Genomic DNA, 18330 nt, shown 5'->3' on the forward strand with positions numbered 1-18330 from the left:
CTTGTGCTCATGACTCACATGAAGCGCACCGCCACGGTGCTCACCAGCCTCGCCCTGAGCGTCTCCGTCCTCGGCGGCACGGCGTCCGCCGCCGACACGGACTTCCTCCCGCGACTCGACTCCGCGTCGAGCTCGTCCGACTCCCGTGAGTGCAACGAGCACGACAGTCTGGGTCTGCTCCTGCTGGGCATCCCGCTGCTCGGGTTCTTCTACCCGGCCGACTGCTGACCCCACGGACGACGAACGGGTGCCGGGCGCGTTTGCGTCCGGCACCCGTCGTGTCAGCGGTGGGAGGCGGCCCGGCCGCGGCGGTAGAGCACGACGCCGCCCGCGACCATCACGGCACCGGCTGCGCCCGCTCCGTAGACGGCCTCGGCGCCGGTCTCGGGGAGGCTGGGCGGCTGCTCGGGCGTGCCGGGGGGCGTGTGGCGACCGTCCGGGGGCGTCGCCGGGGGCGTCGACTCGTGGCCGCCCGGCGGGGGCGTGTGCGGCGGCGTGGTCGGCGGAGGGGTGTGCGGGGGCGTGACCGGCGGGGACTGCGGGGGCTTGGTGGGAGGGGTGTCGCCGTAGCCGTACCCGCCGTCGTCCTCCCCGTACCCGCCGTCGCCGTACTCCTCGTCGCCGTACCCGCCGCCGGACGGTGCGTCCTCGGTGTGACCGCGGGACGTGTCGTCGTCCTCGTGCGCGGAGGAGCCGGAGGAGTCGTGCCGCTCGTGCGCGTGGCGGCCCTCACCGCCGTCCGAGTCGGTGGCGCAGGAGTTGCCGAAGGCGGGGTTGAGCGCGGCGGCCACGTCGACGGTGTTGCCGCAGGCGTTCACCGGCACCTCGACCGGGACCTGGACGTTGTTGCCGGACACGGCGCCCGGCGAGCCCGCGGTCACTCCGTCGGCCGACGTGTCGGCGAGCGCGGCGCCGCCGCACAGGGTGAGGATGCCCGTCGCAGCCGCCGCCGCGACCATGCCCCTGTTCAGGGTCTGTCGCAATCTCTTGGTCCTTCCGCTCATGGAAGCTCGTGAAAGCTCGTGGGAGCTCGGGGAAGTGGGAAAAGCCGGCCCCGGAACGGAAGGTGATGTCCCGGGGCCGGCCAGGTCGCAGCCGGTGCTGCAGGTGCGTTACCGCGTCAGTCGTTCACGCACGCGTTGCCGAACGCCGGGTTCAGCAGGGCGATGATGTTCACGGTGTTGCCGCACAGGTTGATCGGGATGTGCACGGGGACCTGGATCACGTTGCCGGACAGCACACCGGGGGAACCGACGGCGGCACCCTGGGCGCCCGCGTCCGCCATGGCCGGGGTGGCCATGCCCAGCGCCATGATCGCGCCCGCGACGACAGCAGCGCTCTTCTTCATGAGACTTCCCTTCTCTGCGGTCATGCCCCTTTGACGGCCGAAACCGAGCGAGCACAGCTTGTACGGCTCGCACCATGACCTGCAGCCTGCAAACGAGGAATTGACGCCCGGGGAAACTGAGCAACGTATCGCGCCGGGTAATTCACTCGAATGCCGCAGGAAAAGATGCGGATACGGCCGGGCGGCCCCCCGGATCTCCGGTGGGCCGCCCAAGCTCGCGTGCGGTACTTGCTCAGTCGCCGTTCGCCGAGAGGACCGACAGGTCCTCCAGGATGTGGTTGAGCGCGCCGTCCCGCTTGCTGTTCGTGGAGTTGTCCGCGCACTGCTGCTGGACGTGGTCCGACAGGATCGGGATGTCCTGGACAACCACGCCGATGAGAAGTGCGACGCCGACGTCGAGGTCCTGAACAGCGACACAGGGCTTGTTGAGCGTCCCGTCGACCAGCGAGAGCTGGGGGCTCATGTCGCCCTTGGTCGCCGAGTTGCCGAACGACGACGAGGCGCCGTTGCCGTTGGCGACGGACGGCCCCGAGTCGTCCCCGACGGCAAGAGCCTGGGGAGCTGCCGCCACCGACATTCCGATGACACTGGCGGCGGCCGCCGCGGCGACCATTGCCTTCTTGAGCACTTCGCGTTCCTTTCCTCGTAGCGACGCATGTCCTACGGCCTCATCAACAGGGCTCCGGATGATTGGTTGCGGGTGTTCACCCGGTTGGCCCGCAGCGCCCGAAACTCCTGATAATCAGCCGGGGGCGAAGAACACACAAACTGTCCTCGCGTGGGCCGACAGGGTGACGAGGAGAAACCATGCACCGCTCGCGCAGTTGACCAGAACGCTCCGTAGGACGGGGTTTCCTCAGAAAGGACTGGTCAGTGATCAAGAAGGTTATTGCCACCGCGGCGATCGCCGCTTCCGTCATGGGAGCCTCCGCCGCCGCGGCCCCGCAGGCCCTGGCGATCGGCGACGACAGCGGCCCCACGGCCGTGAACGGCAACGGGGCGATGCAGAGCTTCGGCAACTCCTCGACGTACGGCAACATGAGCCCCCAGATGGCGCTGATCCAGGGCTCGTTCAACAAGCCGTGCATCGCGGTGAACGACCTGCCCATCGGGGTCGGCGCGCTCATCGGCATCCCGATCCAGGACATCCCGATCCTGTCGGACCACCAGCAGCAGCAGTGTGCGGAGAACAGCACCAACGCCAAGCGCGACGGTGCGCTGGCGCACCTGCTGGAGGACGTGTCGATCCTGTCGGCCAACGGCGAGTGACGTTCCGGCTCCGCCGAGGCGGGCCGTCGGGCTGCTGCCCGGCGGCCCGCCTTCTTGTGTGCGGGTGCTCCGGTGCGTCAGGCCCGGCGCGCGTACAGCGCCTCGATCTGCTCCGCGTACGCGGCCGTCGCCGCCGGTCGCTTGACCTTCAGGGACGGGGTGAGCAGCCCGTTCTCCTCGGTGAACTCGCCCTCGACCAGGGCGAAGGCGCGGATCGACTCGGCGCGTGAGACGGCCTCGTTGGCGTGGTCGACGGCCCTTTGGACGTCGGCGCGCAGCCGTTCGTCGTGGATCAGCTCGGACAGCGGGGTGTCCGCGGGCAGTCGGCGCACCGCGAGCCAGTGGGCGAGTGCCTCGGGGTCGAGCGTGATCAGGGCGGCGACGAAGGGGCGCCCGTCGCCGACGACGAGGCACTGGCCGACGGGCGGGCGGCTGCGCAGGCGGTCCTCCAGGACGGCCGGGGAGACGTTCTTGCCGCCGGTGGTGACGAGGATGTCCTTCTTGCGGCCGGTGATGGTGAGGTAGCCGTCCTCGTCGAGGGAGCCGAGGTCGCCGGTGGCGAACCAGCCGTCGTCCAGCGCCTCGGCGGTCGCGGCGGGGTTGTTCCAGTAGGCGCCGAAGACGATGCCGCCCTTGATGAGGACCTCGCCGTCGCCGGCGATGCGGACGGCGGTGCCGGGCACCGGCAGGCCGACCGTGCCGGGGCGGGGATCCAGGGGCGGGACGACGGTGGCGGCGGCGGTGGTCTCGGTGAGGCCGTAGCCCTCGTAGATCAGGATGCCGGCCGCGTAGAAGAACAGGTTGAGTTCGCGGTCCAGGGGGCTGCCGCCGCTGATGGCGTAGCGCAGGCGGCCGCCGAGTTCCTTGCGGATGCGGCGGTAGACCAGCAGGTCGTACAGGGCGTGGGCGGCGCGCAGGCCCGGGCCGGGGCCCTTGCCGCGGCCCAGGAACCGGTTCATGTGGGCCTCGCCGAAGCGGACGGCGATGCGGTGCGCGCGGTCGAAGGAGGCGCCGCGGCCGAGTTTCTCGGCGGTGGCGCGGCCGGTGTCGTGGATCTTCTCGAAGAGGTAGGGCACGCCGACCAGGAAGGTCGGGCGGAACGACCTGAGGGCCGGGCGCAGTTCGTCGGGCTTGATGCCGGGGCAGTGGCCGGTCTCGATGCGGGCCATCAGGCAGGCGATCTGGAGGGTGCGGCCGAGGATGTGCGCGAGGGGCAGGAACAGCAGGGTGGAGGCGGCCTCGCCGGTGACCGCCTTGAACAGCGGGTGCAGCAGCTCGACGGTGTTGGCGGCCTCGGCGTGCAGGTTGGCGTGGGTGAGGACGCAGCCCTTGGGGCGTCCGGTGGTGCCGGAGGTGTAACAGAGGGTCGCCGTGGTGCCGGGGGTCAGGGCGGTGCGGCGCTTGGTGACCTCCTCGTCGGGGACGTCCCGGCCGAGGGCGGTGAGGTCGTCGAGGGCGCCGCCGTCCAGGTGCCAGACGCGGGGCGGTTCGGCGTGGGAGGCGGTGCCCGCGCGGACCGTCCCGGCGTTCGCGGCCGTCTCGGCGACGACGTACCGGGCGCCCGAGTCGCGGACGATCCATTCGACCTGGTCGGCGGAGGAGGTGGCGTAGACGGGGACGCTCTGGCCGCCGGCGGACCAGACGGCGAAGTCCAGGACCGTCCACTCGTAGCGGGTGCGGGACATGATCGCGACGCGGCCGCCCGGTTCGAGACCGGCCGCGATCAGGCCCTTGGCCACGGCGGTGACCTCGTGGGCGAAGGCCGCCGCCGTGACGGGCTGCCAGGTGCCGTGCCGTTCGCGGCGCAGCACCACGGCGTCGGGGTCCTCGGCCGCGTTGGTGAAGGGTATGTCCGCGGTGCTGCCGGTCGTCGGGCGGGGCGCGAGGGGGGCCGTGCGGGCCTCGCGGACGACGCCCCGCTCGTCCCGGACGGTCTCGGCCCTGACCGCCAGGTCGGTGCGGTGCTTCGCCCGTTGCAGATCCTTGCGTACGCCCATGACGGCTCCCGGTCGCGGATGAGGCTGACGTGCTGCCGTACTTACTTACTCCGGAGTCAACTTACCCATGCGTAGCCAGGGGTCAATGGGGCGGGGGTCACATCAGGCGGTGCGCGGTGCGGATCGCCTCGGCCAGGCGGCGCAGCTCGGCGTCCTCGGACCGGTCCGCCAAGTCGTCCGCCCGTCCCACGAGTTGATCGATCCGCGGGGCGCCCGGCACGGGGTGCTCGCCGTGGCGCAGGGCGTCGGCGAAGTAGGCGGCCGTGGCGGTGGTCCGCAGGCCGCGGCCGGCGCTCCAGACGGAGTCGCCGAGGGCGTCGGTCTCCAGGTCGCCGGTCTCCTCGTGCGGGTCGCGGGTGTTCGGGTCGAGCCAGCGGACGGTGGCGGTGGCGAGGTGCCCGTGGGCGCCGGGCCGGGTGCGCACGGCGTACAGGGCGGTGACGGTGTGGCCGGGGCCCACCTCGCCGCCGTCGACGCGGTCGTCGCGGAAGTCCTCGTCGGCGACGCGGCGGTTGTCGTAGCCGATCAGCCGGAACTCCTCGACGGTGGCCGGGTCGAAGGCGACCTGGGCCTTGGCGTCGCGCGCGGTGAGCTCGATGGTGCGCGGGAGGTGCTCGCCGAACACCTCGCGGGCCCCGGCCTCGTCGGAGACGTAGGCGGTGTGGCCGTCGCCCCGGTCGGCCAGGCGTTCCATGAGGGCGTCGCCGTAGTCGCTGCCGACGCCGACGCCGAAGAGGGTGATGCCGTGCTCGCGGCGCTCCCCGGCGATCTTCTCCAGGATCGTGTCGGCGTCGGTGTCGCCGGTGTTGGCCAGGGCGTCGGAGACCAGGACGACCCGGTTGGTGGCGCCCCGGCGCAGGCCCTCCACGGCGGTCTTGTAGCCCTTCTCGACGCCGGCGCCGAGGTTGGTGGAGTCCTGGACCTCCAACTCGTCGACGGCGTCGAGGATCCGGTCGCGGTTGCCGCCGAGGCGGGTCATGGGCAGGACGGTCTCGGCCTCGTCGCTGAAGGTGACCAGGGCGACGGAGTCCTCGTCGCGCAGCCGGCCCGTCATCACGGCGAGGGACTTCCTCGCGAGGTCGAGGCGGCCCGGCTCGGCCATGGAACCGGAGACGTCGACGACGAAGGTGAGGGCGGCGGGCGGCCGGGCGCCGGTGTGCCCGGCGGGGCGGGTGGCGAGGCCGACGCGGACCAGGGACCAGTCCCCGTCCCCGGTGCGGGCGCCGTCGACGGTCACCGAGAAGCCGTCGCCGTCGGGGCGTTCGTAGTCCTGGCGGAAGCTGTTGACGAACTCCTCGGGGCGGACGGTCGAGGGGTCGGGCAGCCGGCCGTCGGCCAGGGCGCGGCGGGCGTGGTCGTAGGAGGCGGTGTCGACGTCGAGGGCGAAGGTGGAGAGGTGGCCGGGGTCCTCACGGCGATCGTCGTATGGGGCGGCGCCCCGGGTGGGGGCGGGCGCGGGCAGGCCGGAGAGGTCGCGGTCGGCGCTCTTGCCGCTCTCGCCGGCCCCTCCCCCGCCGCACGCGGTGAGCAGCAGTCCGCCCGCCGCCGTGCACGCGAGCAGCAGTGTGCGTGTCCGGTACCGCTCCATCGTCCGTACCCCCTGGGTCCGTTGCCGTCGGCTTCTTGCGACTGTGACGGGGCAGGAGGGCGGAACGTGCGGTACGGGGTGTTGCGGAATCGTCTCGAAGCGGCCACGGGGAGCGGCCTTCGAGACCGGTGGGTGACCCTCCGTCGACCTAGGACACGACGTCCTTGCGGGCGAAACCGCGGAAGGCCAGGGCGAACAGCACCAGCGCGTAGGTCACGGAGATCGACGTGCCCTGGATCATGTCGGACCACTCCAGCCGGGGCCGGACCGCGTCGAGCCAGGCGTACTGCCAGTGCGCGGGCAGGAAGTGGCGCCAGTCGCCGAGGGCGGTCACCTCGTCCAGGACGCTGCCGATGATGGTGAGGAACACCGCGCCGCCGACGGCGCCGAGCGGGGCGTCCGTCCGGGTCGACAGCCAGAACGCCAGGGCGGCGGTGACCAGTTGGGACACCATGAGGTACGCCACGACGATCAGCAGGCGCTGGGCCGCCGTGCCGGTGGGCAGCGCGCCGCCGGTGGGCAACTGGAGCGGGCCCCAGCCGTACGCGGCCGTGCCGGCGATCAGGGCGACCACCGGGAGCAGCAGCAGCGCCGCGAGGCTCAGGGTGAGTCCGACGGCGAGCTTGGACCACAGCAGCCGGGCCCGGGGCACGGGCGCCGCCAGCAGGTAGCGCAGGGAGGACCAGCTCGCCTCGGAGGCCACGGTGTCGCCGCAGAAGAGGGCGACGGGGATGACGAGCAGGAGCCCGGCGGCGGCGAACAGGTTGACGGCCGCGAAGTTGGCGCCGGACGCGGTGGCGGTGTCCATGAGGTTGACGCGGTCGTTGGTGCCGCCGGGGTCGCCGCCGACCTGGAAGGCGATGAGCAGGATGACCGGCAGGGCGAACAGGACGCCGCCCATGACCATCGTGCGGCGCCGCTTCAGCTGCCGGACCAGCTCCACGCGGAAGGGCAGGGTGCGGCCCGCGCGGTAGCCGTCGGCGACCTCGGTCGGTGGCTCGGCGAGCTGGCTCATGCTTCGGCTCCGATCAGGGTGAGGAAGGCGTCCTCCAGGCGGCGGTACGGGCCGACCGAGGTGACCGGCACGTCCAGCCGCACGAGGTCGGCGACCAGGCGCTGCGGGCTCCCCTCGGGGCCGAGCCGGACCAGCAGCCCGTCGTCGGTGCGCACCGCCGAGGCGATGCCCGGCAGGGCGGTGACCTTCTCCCGCAGCGGCTCGTCCACGGGCGTGGCCGTGCCGACGAGGAGCGTGTCGCCGGAGCCGGTGATGTCCGCGACCGGGCCCGCCTGGACCAGCTGCCCGTGGTCCATCACGACCAGGTGGGTGCAGGTCTGCTCGACCTCCGCGAGGAGGTGGCTGGAGACGATGACCGTGCGGCCGGCGGCGGCGTAGCGGATCATCACCTCGCGCATCTCGCGGATCTGGGGCGGGTCGAGGCCGTTGGTGGGCTCGTCGAGGATGAGCAGGTCGGGCAGGCCCAGCATGGCCTGGGCGATGGCCAGGCGCTGGCGCATGCCCTGGGAGTAGGTGCGTACCGCCCGGGCGAGGGCGTCGCCCAGACCCGCGATCTCCAGGGCCTCCTCCAGGTGCGCGTCCCCGGTGGGGCGGCCGGTGGCGCGCCAGTACAGCTCCAGGTTCTCCCGGCCGGACAGGTGCGGCAGGAAGCCCGCCCCCTCGACGAAGGCGCCGACCCGGGAGAGGACCGGGGCGCCCGGGGCGATGGCGTGGCCGAAGACGCGGATCTCGCCGCCGTCGGGCTTGATCAGGCCCATCAGCATGCGCAGGGTGGTGGTCTTCCCGGCGCCGTTGGGGCCGAGGAGGCCGAGGACCTCGCCCTTCTCCACGCGGAAGGAGAGGTCCCTGACGGCGTACCGGTCGGAGGACTTCGCGTAGCGCTTGGTGAGGCCGGTGATCTGGAGAGGGACCTCGGCGAGGGCGGGGTCCGGCGGGGCGGGGGCGGCCGTGCGGCGGCGGCCCGTGACGATCAGGGCCAGGGCGATCGCGGCGCCCGCGAGCGGCAGCCACCACACCCAGGCGGGCAGCCCGGCCCCGGAGTCGCGCTGCCCGAGCGCGGAGGGCACCGCCAGGTCGCCCTCGAGGGAGACCGTGTGGGTCGCCGGGGCCGTCGGGGAGGCGTAGCCGAGGTCGGTGGAGGCGAGGACCAGCCGCAGGCGGTGGCCGTCGTCGATCTCGTGGTCGATCGCCGGGAGGGTGATGCGGACGTCCTTGCCCTCCCTGGCTCCCTCGACCCGGACGGGCGTGACGAGCTGGGACGGCAGAACGGGCTGGGTGCGGCCCGGGCCGACGTCGTAGAGCTTGGCGAAGAGCACGACGTCGTCGCTGGTGGAACGCACGTGGACGGTGACCGTGGGCGAGCCGGTGATCTGGAGGTCCTCGCGCTGCGGCGCGGACTCGAACGCGGCGAACTGGCCGGGGAAGTCCAGGGAGACGCCGATGCCGAGCGTGGAGAGCCGGCTCAGACCGCCCGCTCCCCCGAGTCCGGGCAGGGCGGAGACGCCCGGCGGGCTGGCGCCGGGCGGGTTGGCGAAGCTCTGCTCGCGCCCGGCCAGGGCGACGGAACGCCGTCCGCTCTCCAGGCCGGGGTAGCGCTCGGAGGTCACCCCGGCCAGGCGGGGTTCGCCGTCGCCGGATCCGGTGCCGAGGGTGCGGGTGACGCGGAAGGCGGGGCCGGTGGCGGTGCCCTCGTCGCCCTTCAGGTAGTGGTCGAACCAGGAGGCCACGCGGTCCTGGACCCGGCCGGTCTCCATGTCGCCGCCGTCGTGGCCGCCGGCGATCCAGTCGACGCCGACGGGGGCGCCGTTGGCGCGGATCGTCCTCGCGGCCTCGTCGGCCTGGCCGAGCGGGAAGAGGGAGTCGGACTGGCCCTGGATCAGCAGCGTCGGCACCTCGATGTCCTTGCCGACGGCGGACGGCGAACGCTCCTGGAGCAGCTCGCGCGCCTTCGCGTCCGGCTCGCCCGACTCGGCGACCCGCTCGTACATCCGGCACAGCTCGGGTGTGAACTGCGCGCAGCCGCCGCCGGAGTTGACGAAGATGCCCGCCCACAGCTTCTTGAACACGCCGTTCGGGAAGAGGGCGTCGGCCAGGTTCCAGTAGGTGATGGCCGGGGCGACGGCGTCCACGCGGTCGTCGTGGCCCGCGGCGAGCAGGGCGATCGCACCGCCGTAGGAGGCGCCGGCCATGCCGACCCTGGGGTCGCCCTTCGCGTCGAGCTCCACCTGGGGCTGGGTCGCGAGCCAGTCGATGAGCCGCGAGACGTCGGCGACCTCGCCCCGCGGGTCGTTCAGGCCGATCTTCCCCGTCGACTTCCCGAAGCCGCGGGCCGACCAGGTCAGGACCGCGTAGCCGTCCCGGGCAAGATCCTCGGCCTGCTGCCGGACGTCGTTCTTGCTGCCGCCGAAGCCGTGCCCGAGCAGGACGGCGGGGCGGCGGCCCTCCCCGGGGGCGGTGAAGTAGGAGGTGTCGATGCGGATGCCGGCGCCGGTGGCCAGGGTCCGGTCTTCGCGGTGGACGGCGGGCTCGTCGTCGTTCCCGACGGCCGTCCACGTGCCCGCGCCCGCGAGGACGACGACGGCGGCCCCGGCGGCGAGCAGCCTTCGGGGCCGCCGGAGCAGCCCGCGCAGGTCGGGCAGTCGAAGATCCATGCGTCAACGGTACGGGGTGAACCTGTCGGCGAGTTGTCGACCGGAGGCCGAAGTACGGGGCCTCCCAGGGGTGTACACCGGGTTTTCGCGTACTGCGGGTGGTGTACGGCTTGGAGCTCGGGAGGTGCTGTTATCTGCCGGGTGCGGGTGCTTCGGGGTTGCTCGCGCAGTTCCCCGCGCCCCTGAAAGCAGGCCCTCACTCCTCCGGTACCGACACCAGCCAGCGCGTCTCCCGGCGCGGGCGCAGGTACAGCGCCCAGTACAGGGTCGCCGCCGCCGTGATGCCGCCGGTCCAGAGCAGGTACGTCGGATCCTGCTGGACCAGGACGTAGACCAGGACCACGATCAGCAGGAGCGGGGCCGCCGGCCACAGCGGCATGCGCCAGGCCGGGGTGTGCCGGTGGGCGCCGCGGCGGGAGAGCAGCGCGGCGACGGCGACCAGGAGGTACATGCCGGTCACCGAGACGCCGGTGACGCCGTAGAGGGTGTCCAGGTCGACGAAGCACAGGGCGGCGCCGGGGACGCCGACGGCGAGCGTGGAGACCCAGGGCGAGCCGAAGCGGCCGAGGCGGGAGAAGAGGCCGTTGACCGGGGAGGGCCACGCCTTGTCGCGGGCGGAGGCGAACAGCACGCGCGAGTTCTGGATGACCATCACGATCCCGGCGTTGATGATCGCCAGGGCCACGCAGAGGCTGACGAACGTGCCGACGGCCGAGTTGGACCAGGCGGTGACCATGGCGCCGATGTCGCCGCCCGTCAGCGCGGCGAGGTCCGGGGCGCCCAGCGTGATGGCGGCCACGGGGACGAGGATGATCACGGCGGAGATGGCCAGGGTGGCCAGGACCGTGCGGGCGACCGAGCGGCGGGGGTCCTCCAGTTCCTCGGAGAGGTAGACCGCGGTGGAGAAGCCCTGGGTGACGAACAGGGCGATCGCCAGCCCGGAGACGACGAGCAGGGCCGTCACCGTGTCCGGGGCGCCGCTCGGCCCGGCCACCTCCATCGAGGCCAGGGCACCGGGCCCGCGCTCGGCGTGGGCGAAGCCGAGGACGGCCACCACGGCCGCCGCGATGACCTCCAGGACCAGGAAGATCCCGGTGATCCAGGCGTTGGCCCGCAGGTCGAGCAGGCCCGCCAGGGTCGCCAGGAGCATCACCGAGGCGCCCGTCCAGGACGGGTCGAGGTGGACGAGCGGGGCGAGGTAGTCGGCCGTGCCCATGGCGATGACCGGAGGGACGATCATCACGACGAGCAGGGAGAGCACGAAGACCAGCCAGCCCGCGAGCCGGCCGGCCAGCGTCGACACCATCGCGTACTCCCCGCCGGCACTCGGGATGAGGGTGCCGAGCTCGGAGTAGCAGAACGCCACCGCGACGCAGAGCAGCGAACCGATGGCGATGGTGAGGGCGGTGGCGGTGCCGAGCGTGCCGAACAGGTCGGGGACCACCACGAACAGGGTGGAGGCCGGGGTCACGCAGGACAGCGTGAGCAGGGTGCCGCCGACCACGCCGATGGAGCGCTTCAGCTTCTTGGGGCCACCCGGCGCCTGCGCGACGGTGGCCTCGACAGGGGTGAGGGTGTCGGTCACGTGAGGGATGCAACATCGACGGAAACCATCACGTCAATGCCTCTTCACCTACGGAATCCGCAGCCACAGGCCGGTCTTTCAGTCGTTAACGTTGCGTTAACGTCCTCTGCGCCACGGATCCGGCGCGTGCGGGAACCGCAGGGCGGGCGGGCAAAAAAGTGGGGCCGTCCGCGATGCGGACGGCCCCGGTGCCCGGTGCCGGTGGCCCCGGCGCCCCGTGTCAGTGATTGCGCGGGAAGCCCAGGTCGACGCCCGCGGGGGCGTCGGCCGGGTCGGGCCAGCGGGTGGTGACGACCTTGCCGCGGGTGTAGAAGTGCGTGCCGTCGTTGCCGTAGATGTGGTGGTCGCCGAAGAGCGAGTCCTTCCAGCCGCCGAAGCTGTGGTAGCCGACGGGGACCGGGATCGGGACGTTCACGCCGACCATGCCCGCCTCGACCTCCAGCTGGAAGCGGCGGGCCGCGCCGCCGTCCCGGGTGAAGATCGCGGTGCCGTTGCCGAACGGCGAGGCGTTGATCAGGTCCAGGGCCTCCTCGTAGGTCTCGGCGCGCAGCACGCACAGGACCGGGCCGAAGATCTCGTCCTGGTAGGCCTTGGCGGACGTGGGGACCTTGTCGAGCAGCGAGATGCCGATCCAGTGGCCGTCCTCGAAGCCCTCCACCGTGTGGCCGGTGCCGTCCAGGACGACCTCGCAGCCCTCGGCCGCCGCGCCTTCGACGTAGGAGGCCACCTTGTCGCGGTGGACCTTGGTGATGAGCGGGCCCATCTCGGAGGCCGGGTCGTTGCCGGGGCCGATCGTGATCTTCTCGGCGCGCTCGCGGATCTTCTGCACGAGTTCGTCGCCGATCGCGCCGACCGCGACGACGGCCGAGATGGCCATGCAGCGCTCGCCGGCGGAGCCGTAGGCGGCCGAGACGGCGGCGTCGGCGGCCGCGTCGAGGTCCGCGTCCGGGAGGACGAGCATGTGGTTCTTCGCACCGCCCAGGGCCTGCACGCGCTTGCCGTTGGCCGAGGCGGTGGTGTGGATGTAGCGGGCGATGGGGGTCGAGCCGACGAAGGAGACGGCCTTGACGTCCGGGTGCTCCAGCAGGCGGTCGACGGCCACCTTGTCGCCGTGGACGACGTTGAAGACGCCGTCGGGCAGGCCCGCCTCGGCGAGCAGCTCGGCGAGCCTGACGGACGCGGAGGGGTCCTTCTCGGAGGGCTTGAGCACGAACGTGTTGCCGCACGCGATGGCCACCGGGAACATCCACATCGGCACCATGGCCGGGAAGTTGAACGGCGTGATGCCGGCGACGACGCCGAGCGGCTGGCGCAGGGAGGAGACGTCGACGCGGCTCGCCACCTGCGTGGACAGCTCGCCCTTCAGCTGCACGTTGATGCCGCAGGCCAGGTCGACGATCTCCAGGCCGCGGGCGACCTCGCCGAGGGCGTCGGAGTGCACCTTGCCGTGCTCGGCGGTGATCAGCTCGGCGATCTCGTCGCGGTGCGCGTCGAGCAGCGCACGGAACCGGAACAGGATCGAGGTGCGCTGGGCCAGGGAGGACTGGCCCCAGGTGGCGAAGGCCTCCTTGGCGGCGGCCACCGCCGCGTCCACCTCGTCGACCGAGGCGAAGGCGACCTTCGTCGTCACCGCGCCGGTCGCCGGGTCGGTCACCGGCCCGTACGTGCCCGAGGCGCCTTCGGCGGTCTTGCCGCCGATCCAGTGGTTGACGATCTTCGTCATGGCCGGGAACTCCTTCGCAGATGGCGGCGTCGGGTGGAGACGTGCCGTTCGTACAGCTCATGTGCCTCGACCGCGGACAGCGCTGTCGCGGTCTCGGCCACGGATCCATCCCACCAGTCCCGGGCGGCGGGCGCGCCCGACACTGTGTCTGCCGTTCGGGTCTCCGAGTGGACACATGTGGGAGTGCCGGCGGACCGGCGGCATCGGTGGACGGGGACCTCCGGCGCGGGGCCGTAGCGGGCGGGGAGTTGTCGCTCGCACTTCGCTCCTGCCAAAGCAAAGCGGCCTCCCGCGCCGGAGGCGATCTGGACCCGGGCGCCGCCTGGCGCGTCCGGGTGGCGGGGCTCTCCGGCGGCCGGAGGACGGGTACCGGTCACGTGACGGCCCCCGCGGTGACGGCCGAGCCGCCGGGGAACGCGCCGAAGGACGGGACCCGGGACGGGGCCAGGCCCGTCCGGAGCGGGTGCGGATCCACTCCGAACCGCCCCGCGGTGATCAGGTCGTGCGCCATCACGGTCCCCTCGTGCTCGGCTCTCCCCGGCTTTCTAGCCCTCTTCCCGAAGCCATGTCAATGTTTTGTCCGGACATTCGGACCAGATCTCGACCGGGTTTCCGGCGCCGCGCCTCGCCCCTCTCCTCCGGGAAGGGCCCCGCCCCTCGTCAAGGCGCCCCGCCGCCGTCGGGGCGCGCGGCTTTGCGCCGGGTCTGTCACAAACACCTCCCCCGTGTCACACATGTCGCGCCTACGCGGGTCTTGCGTCACACCCGTCCCACAGGCCCTGTCCCGTCCCGGGAGGTGTCGTTGACCGGACACAGGCTTGTTGATCGCCAGCGCAGCACCCGGCTCCCCCGGACGGCCGGCCCCCGGCCGCCGCCGCGGTGCGCGCGGGGAGGTGCACGTCATGACCGACCGAAGGCTCTGGTCGTACAAGGAGATCGCGGCGCACATCCGGGTGCAGCCCGACACCGTGCGGTCCTACCGCAAACACGGGCTGCTGCCGCCGCCCGACCACGTGGAGGGCGGCAAGCCCTTCTGGTACGCCGACACCGTCCGGGCCTGGGTGGCCGCCCGGCCCGGCAACCGGGGCCGGAGGGCGGACTGACCCGCCGCACCCCCGAGTCCACCGTGCCGTGCCCCGCCTCCGGGCGGGGCACGGCCGTTCCCGGCGGTGTCAGCGCCAGGGCTCGGCGACCGTCACCCCCGGCGCGGGCGCGGCCCCCATCGCCGCCAGCGCGGCCGGCACCTCCTCCAGCCCGACCACCGACGTCACCAGCAGGTCCGGGCGCAGCACGCCGCCGCGGACCAGTTCCAGCATCGGCGGGTAGGCGTGGGCGGCCATGCCGTGGCTGCCGAGCAGTTCCAGCTCCAGGGCGATCGCACGGGCCATCGGTACGGCTGTGGTGCCGTCCGGCGAGGGCAGCAGGCCGACCTGGACGTGGCGGCCGCGGCGGCGCAGCCCGTCGACGGAGGCGGCGCAGGTGACGGGTGAACCGAGGGCGTCGAGGGAGAGGTGGGCGCCGCCGCCGGTGAGGTCGCGCACGGCCGCCGCGGTGTCCGGCACGGCCGACGCGTCCAGGCAGTGCGCCGCGCCGAACGTCCGGGCCAGTTCCAGGGCCCCGGCCGACACGTCCACCGCCACCACGCGGGCCCCGGAGGCCGCGGCGATCATCACCGCCGACAGCCCGACCCCGCCGCAGCCGTGCACGGCGACCCACTCCCCCGCCGCGACCCTGCCCTGCTGCACCACCGCCCGCCAGGCCGTGGCGAACCGGCAGCCCAGCGAGGCCGCCGTCGCGTACGACAGCTCCTCGGGCAGTGCCACGAGGTTGACGTCGGCGTGGTCCTGCGCGAAGGAGCCCCAGTGGGTGAACCCGGGCTGGGTCTGGCGCTCGCACACCTGGTGGTCGCCGGCCGCGCAGGAGGGGCAGGTGCCGCAGGCGCAGACGAACGGAACGGTGACCCGGTCGCCCGGCCGCCACCGGGTCACCCCGGCGCCCACCGACTCGACGACCCCGGCGAGTTCGTGCCCGGGCACGTGCGGCAGCGTGATGTCCGGATCGTGCCCCTGCCAGCCGTGCCAGTCGCTGCGGCACAGCCCGGTGGCCTCGACCCGCACGACGACCCCGTGCCCGGCGGGCCTCGGATCGGCCACCTCCCGCACCTCGGCCGCTTCCCCGTACCGCTCGAACACCACGGCCCGCATGCCCCGCCCGCCTTCCGTCCCGGCCCGCCCGGCTGCGCGGGAGGCCCCCGCGGCCCGGCCGTCGGCCCCTGCGGGGGAACGCTAGCCGCCGGGGTGACGCCGGGCCGGTGGGGCGTCCGGGACTCATACCCCCTAGGGGTACAGTGGAGAGACGCGGGGGAACCCCCCACGGGTCCCCGCGGCCCCACACGCCTCGACGAGGAGCAACGACATGACCGCCCAGACCGACACCACGGGCCCCGTCACCACCGTCTTCAAGGTGAGCGGCATGAGCTGCGGACACTGCGAAGGCGCCGTCTCCGGCGAGATCGCGCAGCTCCCCGGCGTCAGCGAGGTGACGGCCGTCGCCTCCACCGGTGAGGTCACCGTCGTCTCCGCGGCCCCGCTCGACGACGAGGCCGTGCGCGCGGCCGTCGACGAGGCCGGTTTCGAACTGTCCGGCCGGGCCTGACCCACCGACGCCGGGTCCCGGCGCCCGCACCGAGGTGTCGAGCGGCCCGGCCCCGGCACTCGTACCCGGTACGGGCCGTGCGCAGCCGTTCCCGGCCCGTGCGGCCCGTACCGTCCGGCGGGCACACCGCGTCACCTGGAGCGACGACATGACCAGCACCACCGGCCGGGCACCGGCCGGCCACGAGCCGGCGGCCACCGAGACCGAACTGCTCATCGGCGGCATGACCTGCGCCGTGTGCGCCGCGCGCGTGGAGAAGAAGCTCAACCGCATGGACGGGGTGAGCGCCACGGTGAACTACGCGACGGAGAAGGCCCGGGTCACCCACCCCGCGGACGTCGGGGTCGACGAGCTGATCGCCACCGTGGTGCGGACCGGCTACACGGCCGAGGAGCCCGCGCCGCCCGCCGAGGAGACGCCCGCGGCCGAGGAGGCGGATCCCGCGCTGTCGGCCCTGCGCCGGCGCCTCGTGGTCTCGGTCGGCCTCGCCCTGCCGGTCGTGCTGCTCGCCATGGTCCCGGCCCTGCAGTTCGACAACTGGCAGTGGCTCTCGCTCACCCTGGCCGCGCCGGTCGTGGTCTGGGGCGGGCTGCCCTTCCACAAGGCGGCCTGGACGAACGCCCGGCACGGCGCCGCCACCATGGACACCCTGGTCTCCCTGGGCACGCTGGCGGCGTTCGGCTGGTCCCTGTGGGCGCTGCTCCTGGGCGACGCGGGCCTGCCGGGCATGCGCCACCCCTTCGAGCTGACGGTCGCCCGCGGCGACGGCGCCTCCACGATCTACCTGGAGGTGGCCTCCGGTGTCACCGCCTTCATCCTGCTGGGGCGCTGGCTGGAGGCCCGCTCCCGGCGCCGCGCGGGAGCGGCCCTGAGGGCGCTGATGGAGCTGGGCGCCAAGGACGTGACCGTGCTGCGCGACGGGCGCGAGGTGCGGATCCCGGCCCAGCGGCTGGCCGTGGGCGACCGGTTCGTCGTCCGGCCCGGCGAGAAGATCGCCACCGACGGCACGGTCGTGGAGGGCGCCTCCGCGGTGGACGTGTCGATGCTGACCGGCGAGTCGGTGCCGGTGGACGTCGCGGCCGGGGACGCGGTCACCGGTGCCACGGTGAACGCGGGCGGCCGGCTGGTCGTCGAGGCCACCCGGGTGGGCGCCGGGACGCGGCTCGCGCGCATGGCCCGGCTGGTGGAGGACGCGCAGAGCGGCAAGGCGGAGGTGCAGCGGCTGGCCGACCGGGTCGCCGGGGTGTTCGTCCCGGTGGTGCTGTTCATCGCCGTCGCCACGGCCGGGGCCTGGCTCGGGCTGACCGGGGACGGCGTCGCCGCGTTCACGGCCGCGGTGGCTGTGCTGATCATCGCCTGCCCCTGCGCCCTGGGTCTGGCCACCCCGACCGCGCTGATGGTCGGCACCGGCCGCGGCGCCCAGCTCGGCATCCTCATCAAGGGCCCGGAGGTGCTGGAGTCCACCCGCCGGATCGACACGGTCGTGCTGGACAAGACCGGCACCGTCACCACCGGCCGCATGACGTTGCAGGAGGTCCACGCCGGCGAGGGGACGGACGAGAAGGAGGTGCTGCGGCTGGCCGGAGCCGTCGAGCACGCCTCCGAGCACCCCGTCGGCCGCGCGATCGCCCTGGGCGCCGCCGACAGGACCGGGGACCTGCCCGGGGTCGAGGACTTTCGCAGCGTGCCCGGCCGGGGCGTGCGCGGCCGGGTGGAGGGCCGCGAGGTCGCCGTGGGGCGGCTCTTCGACGAGGTGCCGCCGGACCTCGCCCGGGTGCGGGAGGAGGCCGAGCGGGCGGGACGCACGGCCGTCCTGGCCGGCTGGGACGGGACGGCGCGGGCCGTGCTCTGCGTGGCGGACGCGGTCCGCGACACCAGCGCCGAGGCCGTGCGCGAGCTGCGCGCGCTGGGACTGGCACCGGTGCTGCTGACCGGCGACCACCGCACGGTGGCCGAGGCGGTGGCCGAAGCCGTGGGGATCGAGCGGGTGGTCGCCGAGGTCCTGCCCGAGGACAAGGTCGACGCCGTGAGACGGTTGCAGGCCGAGGGGCGGGTCGTCGCCATGGTGGGCGACGGCGTCAACGACGCGGCCGCGCTCGCCACCGCCGATCTGGGCCTCGCCATGGGCACGGGCACGGACGCGGCGATCGAGGCGGGCGACCTGACCCTCGTCCGCGGCGACCTGCGGGCGGCCGCGGACGCGATCCGGCTCTCCCGCCGTACCCTGGCGACGATCAAGGGCAATCTCGTCTGGGCCTTCGGCTACAACGTGGCCGCGCTGCCCCTGGCGGCCGCGGGCCTCCTGAACCCCATGATCGCGGGGGCCGCGATGGCCTTCTCGTCGGTCTTCGTGGTCACCAACAGCCTCCGACTGCGGACATTCAGGTGAACTCGCCCGAATTCGCCGTAAATTCACGGCGAACGTGATTTGAACCCCTCTGGAGTCCCGGGCCCGGCTCACATAAGCTCTTCACAAGGCTCGCGCATCATCCTTACGCT

At 73.3% G+C, this 18330-nt stretch carries 16 protein-coding genes and 2 pseudogenes; 5 read left to right on the forward strand and 13 right to left on the reverse strand.

Going from position 1 to position 18330, the window contains the following annotated elements; translation table 11 throughout:
• Positions 1-9 precede the first annotated feature (9 nt).
• On the forward strand, positions 10-228 hold the full coding sequence (locus tag ACZ6ZN_RS11535; RefSeq protein ID WP_451878013.1) for a hypothetical protein: 219 nt from the start codon (positions 10-12) through the stop codon (positions 226-228).
• A 53-nt stretch (positions 229-281) separates the two neighbouring features.
• Here the strand turns inward: ACZ6ZN_RS11535 and ACZ6ZN_RS11540 are convergent, their stop codons facing one another.
• The 3 genes from ACZ6ZN_RS11540 to ACZ6ZN_RS11550 all read right to left on the reverse strand — a co-directional run bounded on the left by ACZ6ZN_RS11540 (position 282) and on the right by ACZ6ZN_RS11550 (position 1976).
• Positions 282-983, reverse strand: coding sequence for a chaplin (locus ACZ6ZN_RS11540; protein ID WP_469645225.1), 702 nt, complete (start codon positions 981-983; stop codon positions 282-284).
• A gap of 137 nt (positions 984-1120) precedes the next feature.
• A complete protein-coding gene (locus ACZ6ZN_RS11545) occupies positions 1121-1348 on the reverse strand; it encodes a chaplin (RefSeq protein WP_451878011.1) in 228 nt (75 codons plus the stop codon).
• Between the two features lie 232 nt (positions 1349-1580).
• On the reverse strand, positions 1581-1976 hold the full coding sequence (locus ACZ6ZN_RS11550) for a rodlin (protein ID WP_344538212.1): 396 nt from the start codon (positions 1974-1976) through the stop codon (positions 1581-1583).
• A 245-nt stretch (positions 1977-2221) separates the two neighbouring features.
• Between ACZ6ZN_RS11550 and ACZ6ZN_RS11555 the strand changes: the two genes are divergently transcribed.
• Positions 2222-2617 (forward strand): rodlin, encoded by a 396-nt coding sequence (locus ACZ6ZN_RS11555; protein WP_266457110.1) that lies wholly within the window; start codon positions 2222-2224, stop codon positions 2615-2617.
• Positions 2618-2694: 77 nt separating this feature from the next.
• Here the strand turns inward: ACZ6ZN_RS11555 and ACZ6ZN_RS11560 are convergent, their stop codons facing one another.
• The 9 genes and pseudogenes from ACZ6ZN_RS11560 to ACZ6ZN_RS11600 form a co-directional block, all read right to left on the reverse strand.
• A complete protein-coding gene (locus tag ACZ6ZN_RS11560; protein WP_469645229.1) occupies positions 2695-4614 on the reverse strand; it encodes an AMP-dependent synthetase/ligase in 1920 nt (639 codons plus the stop codon).
• Positions 4615-4711: 97 nt separating this feature from the next.
• A complete protein-coding gene (locus ACZ6ZN_RS11565) occupies positions 4712-6202 on the reverse strand; it encodes a vWA domain-containing protein (RefSeq protein ID WP_469645231.1) in 1491 nt (496 codons plus the stop codon).
• A gap of 148 nt (positions 6203-6350) precedes the next feature.
• The gene (locus tag ACZ6ZN_RS11570) at positions 6351-7217 is read right to left on the reverse strand and encodes an ABC transporter permease (RefSeq protein ID WP_469645234.1); all 867 of its coding nucleotides are present in this window, start codon (positions 7215-7217) and stop codon (positions 6351-6353) included.
• Positions 7214-9868 (reverse strand): CocE/NonD family hydrolase, encoded by a 2655-nt coding sequence (locus tag ACZ6ZN_RS11575; protein WP_469645237.1) that lies wholly within the window; start codon positions 9866-9868, stop codon positions 7214-7216. Before ACZ6ZN_RS11575 ends, ACZ6ZN_RS11570 begins: the two co-directional genes overlap by 4 nt.
• A gap of 196 nt (positions 9869-10064) precedes the next feature.
• Complete coding sequence (locus ACZ6ZN_RS11580; protein WP_469645240.1) at positions 10065-11453, reverse strand: APC family permease; 1389 nt, start codon at positions 11451-11453, stop codon at positions 10065-10067.
• Positions 11454-11673: 220 nt separating this feature from the next.
• Positions 11674-13176 (reverse strand): CoA-acylating methylmalonate-semialdehyde dehydrogenase, encoded by a 1503-nt coding sequence (gene mmsA, locus ACZ6ZN_RS11585; protein ID WP_469645243.1) that lies wholly within the window; start codon positions 13174-13176, stop codon positions 11674-11676.
• Positions 13173-13373, reverse strand: a pseudogene (locus ACZ6ZN_RS11590) (hypothetical protein); the annotation flags it as partial. The gene mmsA and the pseudogene ACZ6ZN_RS11590, both read right to left, overlap by 4 nt.
• A 12-nt stretch (positions 13374-13385) precedes the next feature.
• Positions 13386-13502 (reverse strand): annotated as a pseudogene (locus ACZ6ZN_RS11595) (5-deoxy-glucuronate isomerase); the annotation flags it as partial.
• 47 nt (positions 13503-13549) lie between these two features.
• Positions 13550-13687 (reverse strand): hypothetical protein, encoded by a 138-nt coding sequence (locus tag ACZ6ZN_RS11600; RefSeq protein WP_469645245.1) that lies wholly within the window; start codon positions 13685-13687, stop codon positions 13550-13552.
• Positions 13688-14078: 391 nt separating this feature from the next.
• Here ACZ6ZN_RS11600 and ACZ6ZN_RS11605 point away from each other — a divergent pair, with 391 nt between their 5' ends.
• The gene (locus ACZ6ZN_RS11605; RefSeq protein ID WP_333933447.1) at positions 14079-14279 is read left to right on the forward strand and encodes a helix-turn-helix transcriptional regulator; all 201 of its coding nucleotides are present in this window, start codon (positions 14079-14081) and stop codon (positions 14277-14279) included.
• Between the two features lie 69 nt (positions 14280-14348).
• Here the strand turns inward: ACZ6ZN_RS11605 and ACZ6ZN_RS11610 are convergent, their stop codons facing one another.
• Positions 14349-15380: a zinc-dependent alcohol dehydrogenase family protein gene (locus tag ACZ6ZN_RS11610; protein ID WP_469645249.1), complete on the reverse strand. Its 1032-nt coding sequence runs from the start codon at positions 15378-15380 to the stop codon at positions 14349-14351.
• A gap of 211 nt (positions 15381-15591) precedes the next feature.
• Here ACZ6ZN_RS11610 and ACZ6ZN_RS11615 point away from each other — a divergent pair, with 211 nt between their 5' ends.
• Together ACZ6ZN_RS11615 and ACZ6ZN_RS11620 are read left to right on the forward strand one after the other, a co-directional pair.
• Entirely contained in the window at positions 15592-15831 is a 240-nt protein-coding gene (locus ACZ6ZN_RS11615) for a heavy-metal-associated domain-containing protein (protein ID WP_369195535.1), read from the forward strand.
• Positions 15832-15979: 148 nt separating this feature from the next.
• The gene (locus tag ACZ6ZN_RS11620; RefSeq protein WP_469645251.1) at positions 15980-18220 is read left to right on the forward strand and encodes a heavy metal translocating P-type ATPase; all 2241 of its coding nucleotides are present in this window, start codon (positions 15980-15982) and stop codon (positions 18218-18220) included.
• Positions 18221-18330: the final 110 nt, after the last annotated feature.

The sequence above is a fragment of the Streptomyces sp. NPDC053665 genome (genome assembly GCF_055585285.1).

Coding starts and splice junctions, on each gene's coding strand:
- ACZ6ZN_RS11535 (WP_451878013.1), top strand. CDS start 10: ATGACTCACATGAAGCGCACCGCCACGGTGCTCACCAGCCTCGCCCTG.
- ACZ6ZN_RS11545 (WP_451878011.1), bottom strand. CDS start 1,348: ATGAAGAAGAGCGCTGCTGTCGTCGCGGGCGCGATCATGGCGCTGGGC.
- ACZ6ZN_RS11560 (WP_469645229.1), bottom strand. CDS start 4,614: ATGGGCGTACGCAAGGATCTGCAACGGGCGAAGCACCGCACCGACCTG.
- ACZ6ZN_RS11565 (WP_469645231.1), bottom strand. CDS start 6,202: ATGGAGCGGTACCGGACACGCACACTGCTGCTCGCGTGCACGGCGGCG.
- ACZ6ZN_RS11570 (WP_469645234.1), bottom strand. CDS start 7,217: ATGAGCCAGCTCGCCGAGCCACCGACCGAGGTCGCCGACGGCTACCGC.
- ACZ6ZN_RS11575 (WP_469645237.1), bottom strand. CDS start 9,868: ATGGATCTTCGACTGCCCGACCTGCGCGGGCTGCTCCGGCGGCCCCGA.
- mmsA (WP_469645243.1), bottom strand. CDS start 13,176: ATGACGAAGATCGTCAACCACTGGATCGGCGGCAAGACCGCCGAAGGC.
- ACZ6ZN_RS11600 (WP_469645245.1), bottom strand. CDS start 13,687: ATGGCGCACGACCTGATCACCGCGGGGCGGTTCGGAGTGGATCCGCAC.
- ACZ6ZN_RS11605 (WP_333933447.1), top strand. CDS start 14,079: ATGACCGACCGAAGGCTCTGGTCGTACAAGGAGATCGCGGCGCACATC.
- ACZ6ZN_RS11610 (WP_469645249.1), bottom strand. CDS start 15,380: ATGCGGGCCGTGGTGTTCGAGCGGTACGGGGAAGCGGCCGAGGTGCGG.
- ACZ6ZN_RS11615 (WP_369195535.1), top strand. CDS start 15,592: ATGACCGCCCAGACCGACACCACGGGCCCCGTCACCACCGTCTTCAAG.
- ACZ6ZN_RS11620 (WP_469645251.1), top strand. CDS start 15,980: ATGACCAGCACCACCGGCCGGGCACCGGCCGGCCACGAGCCGGCGGCC.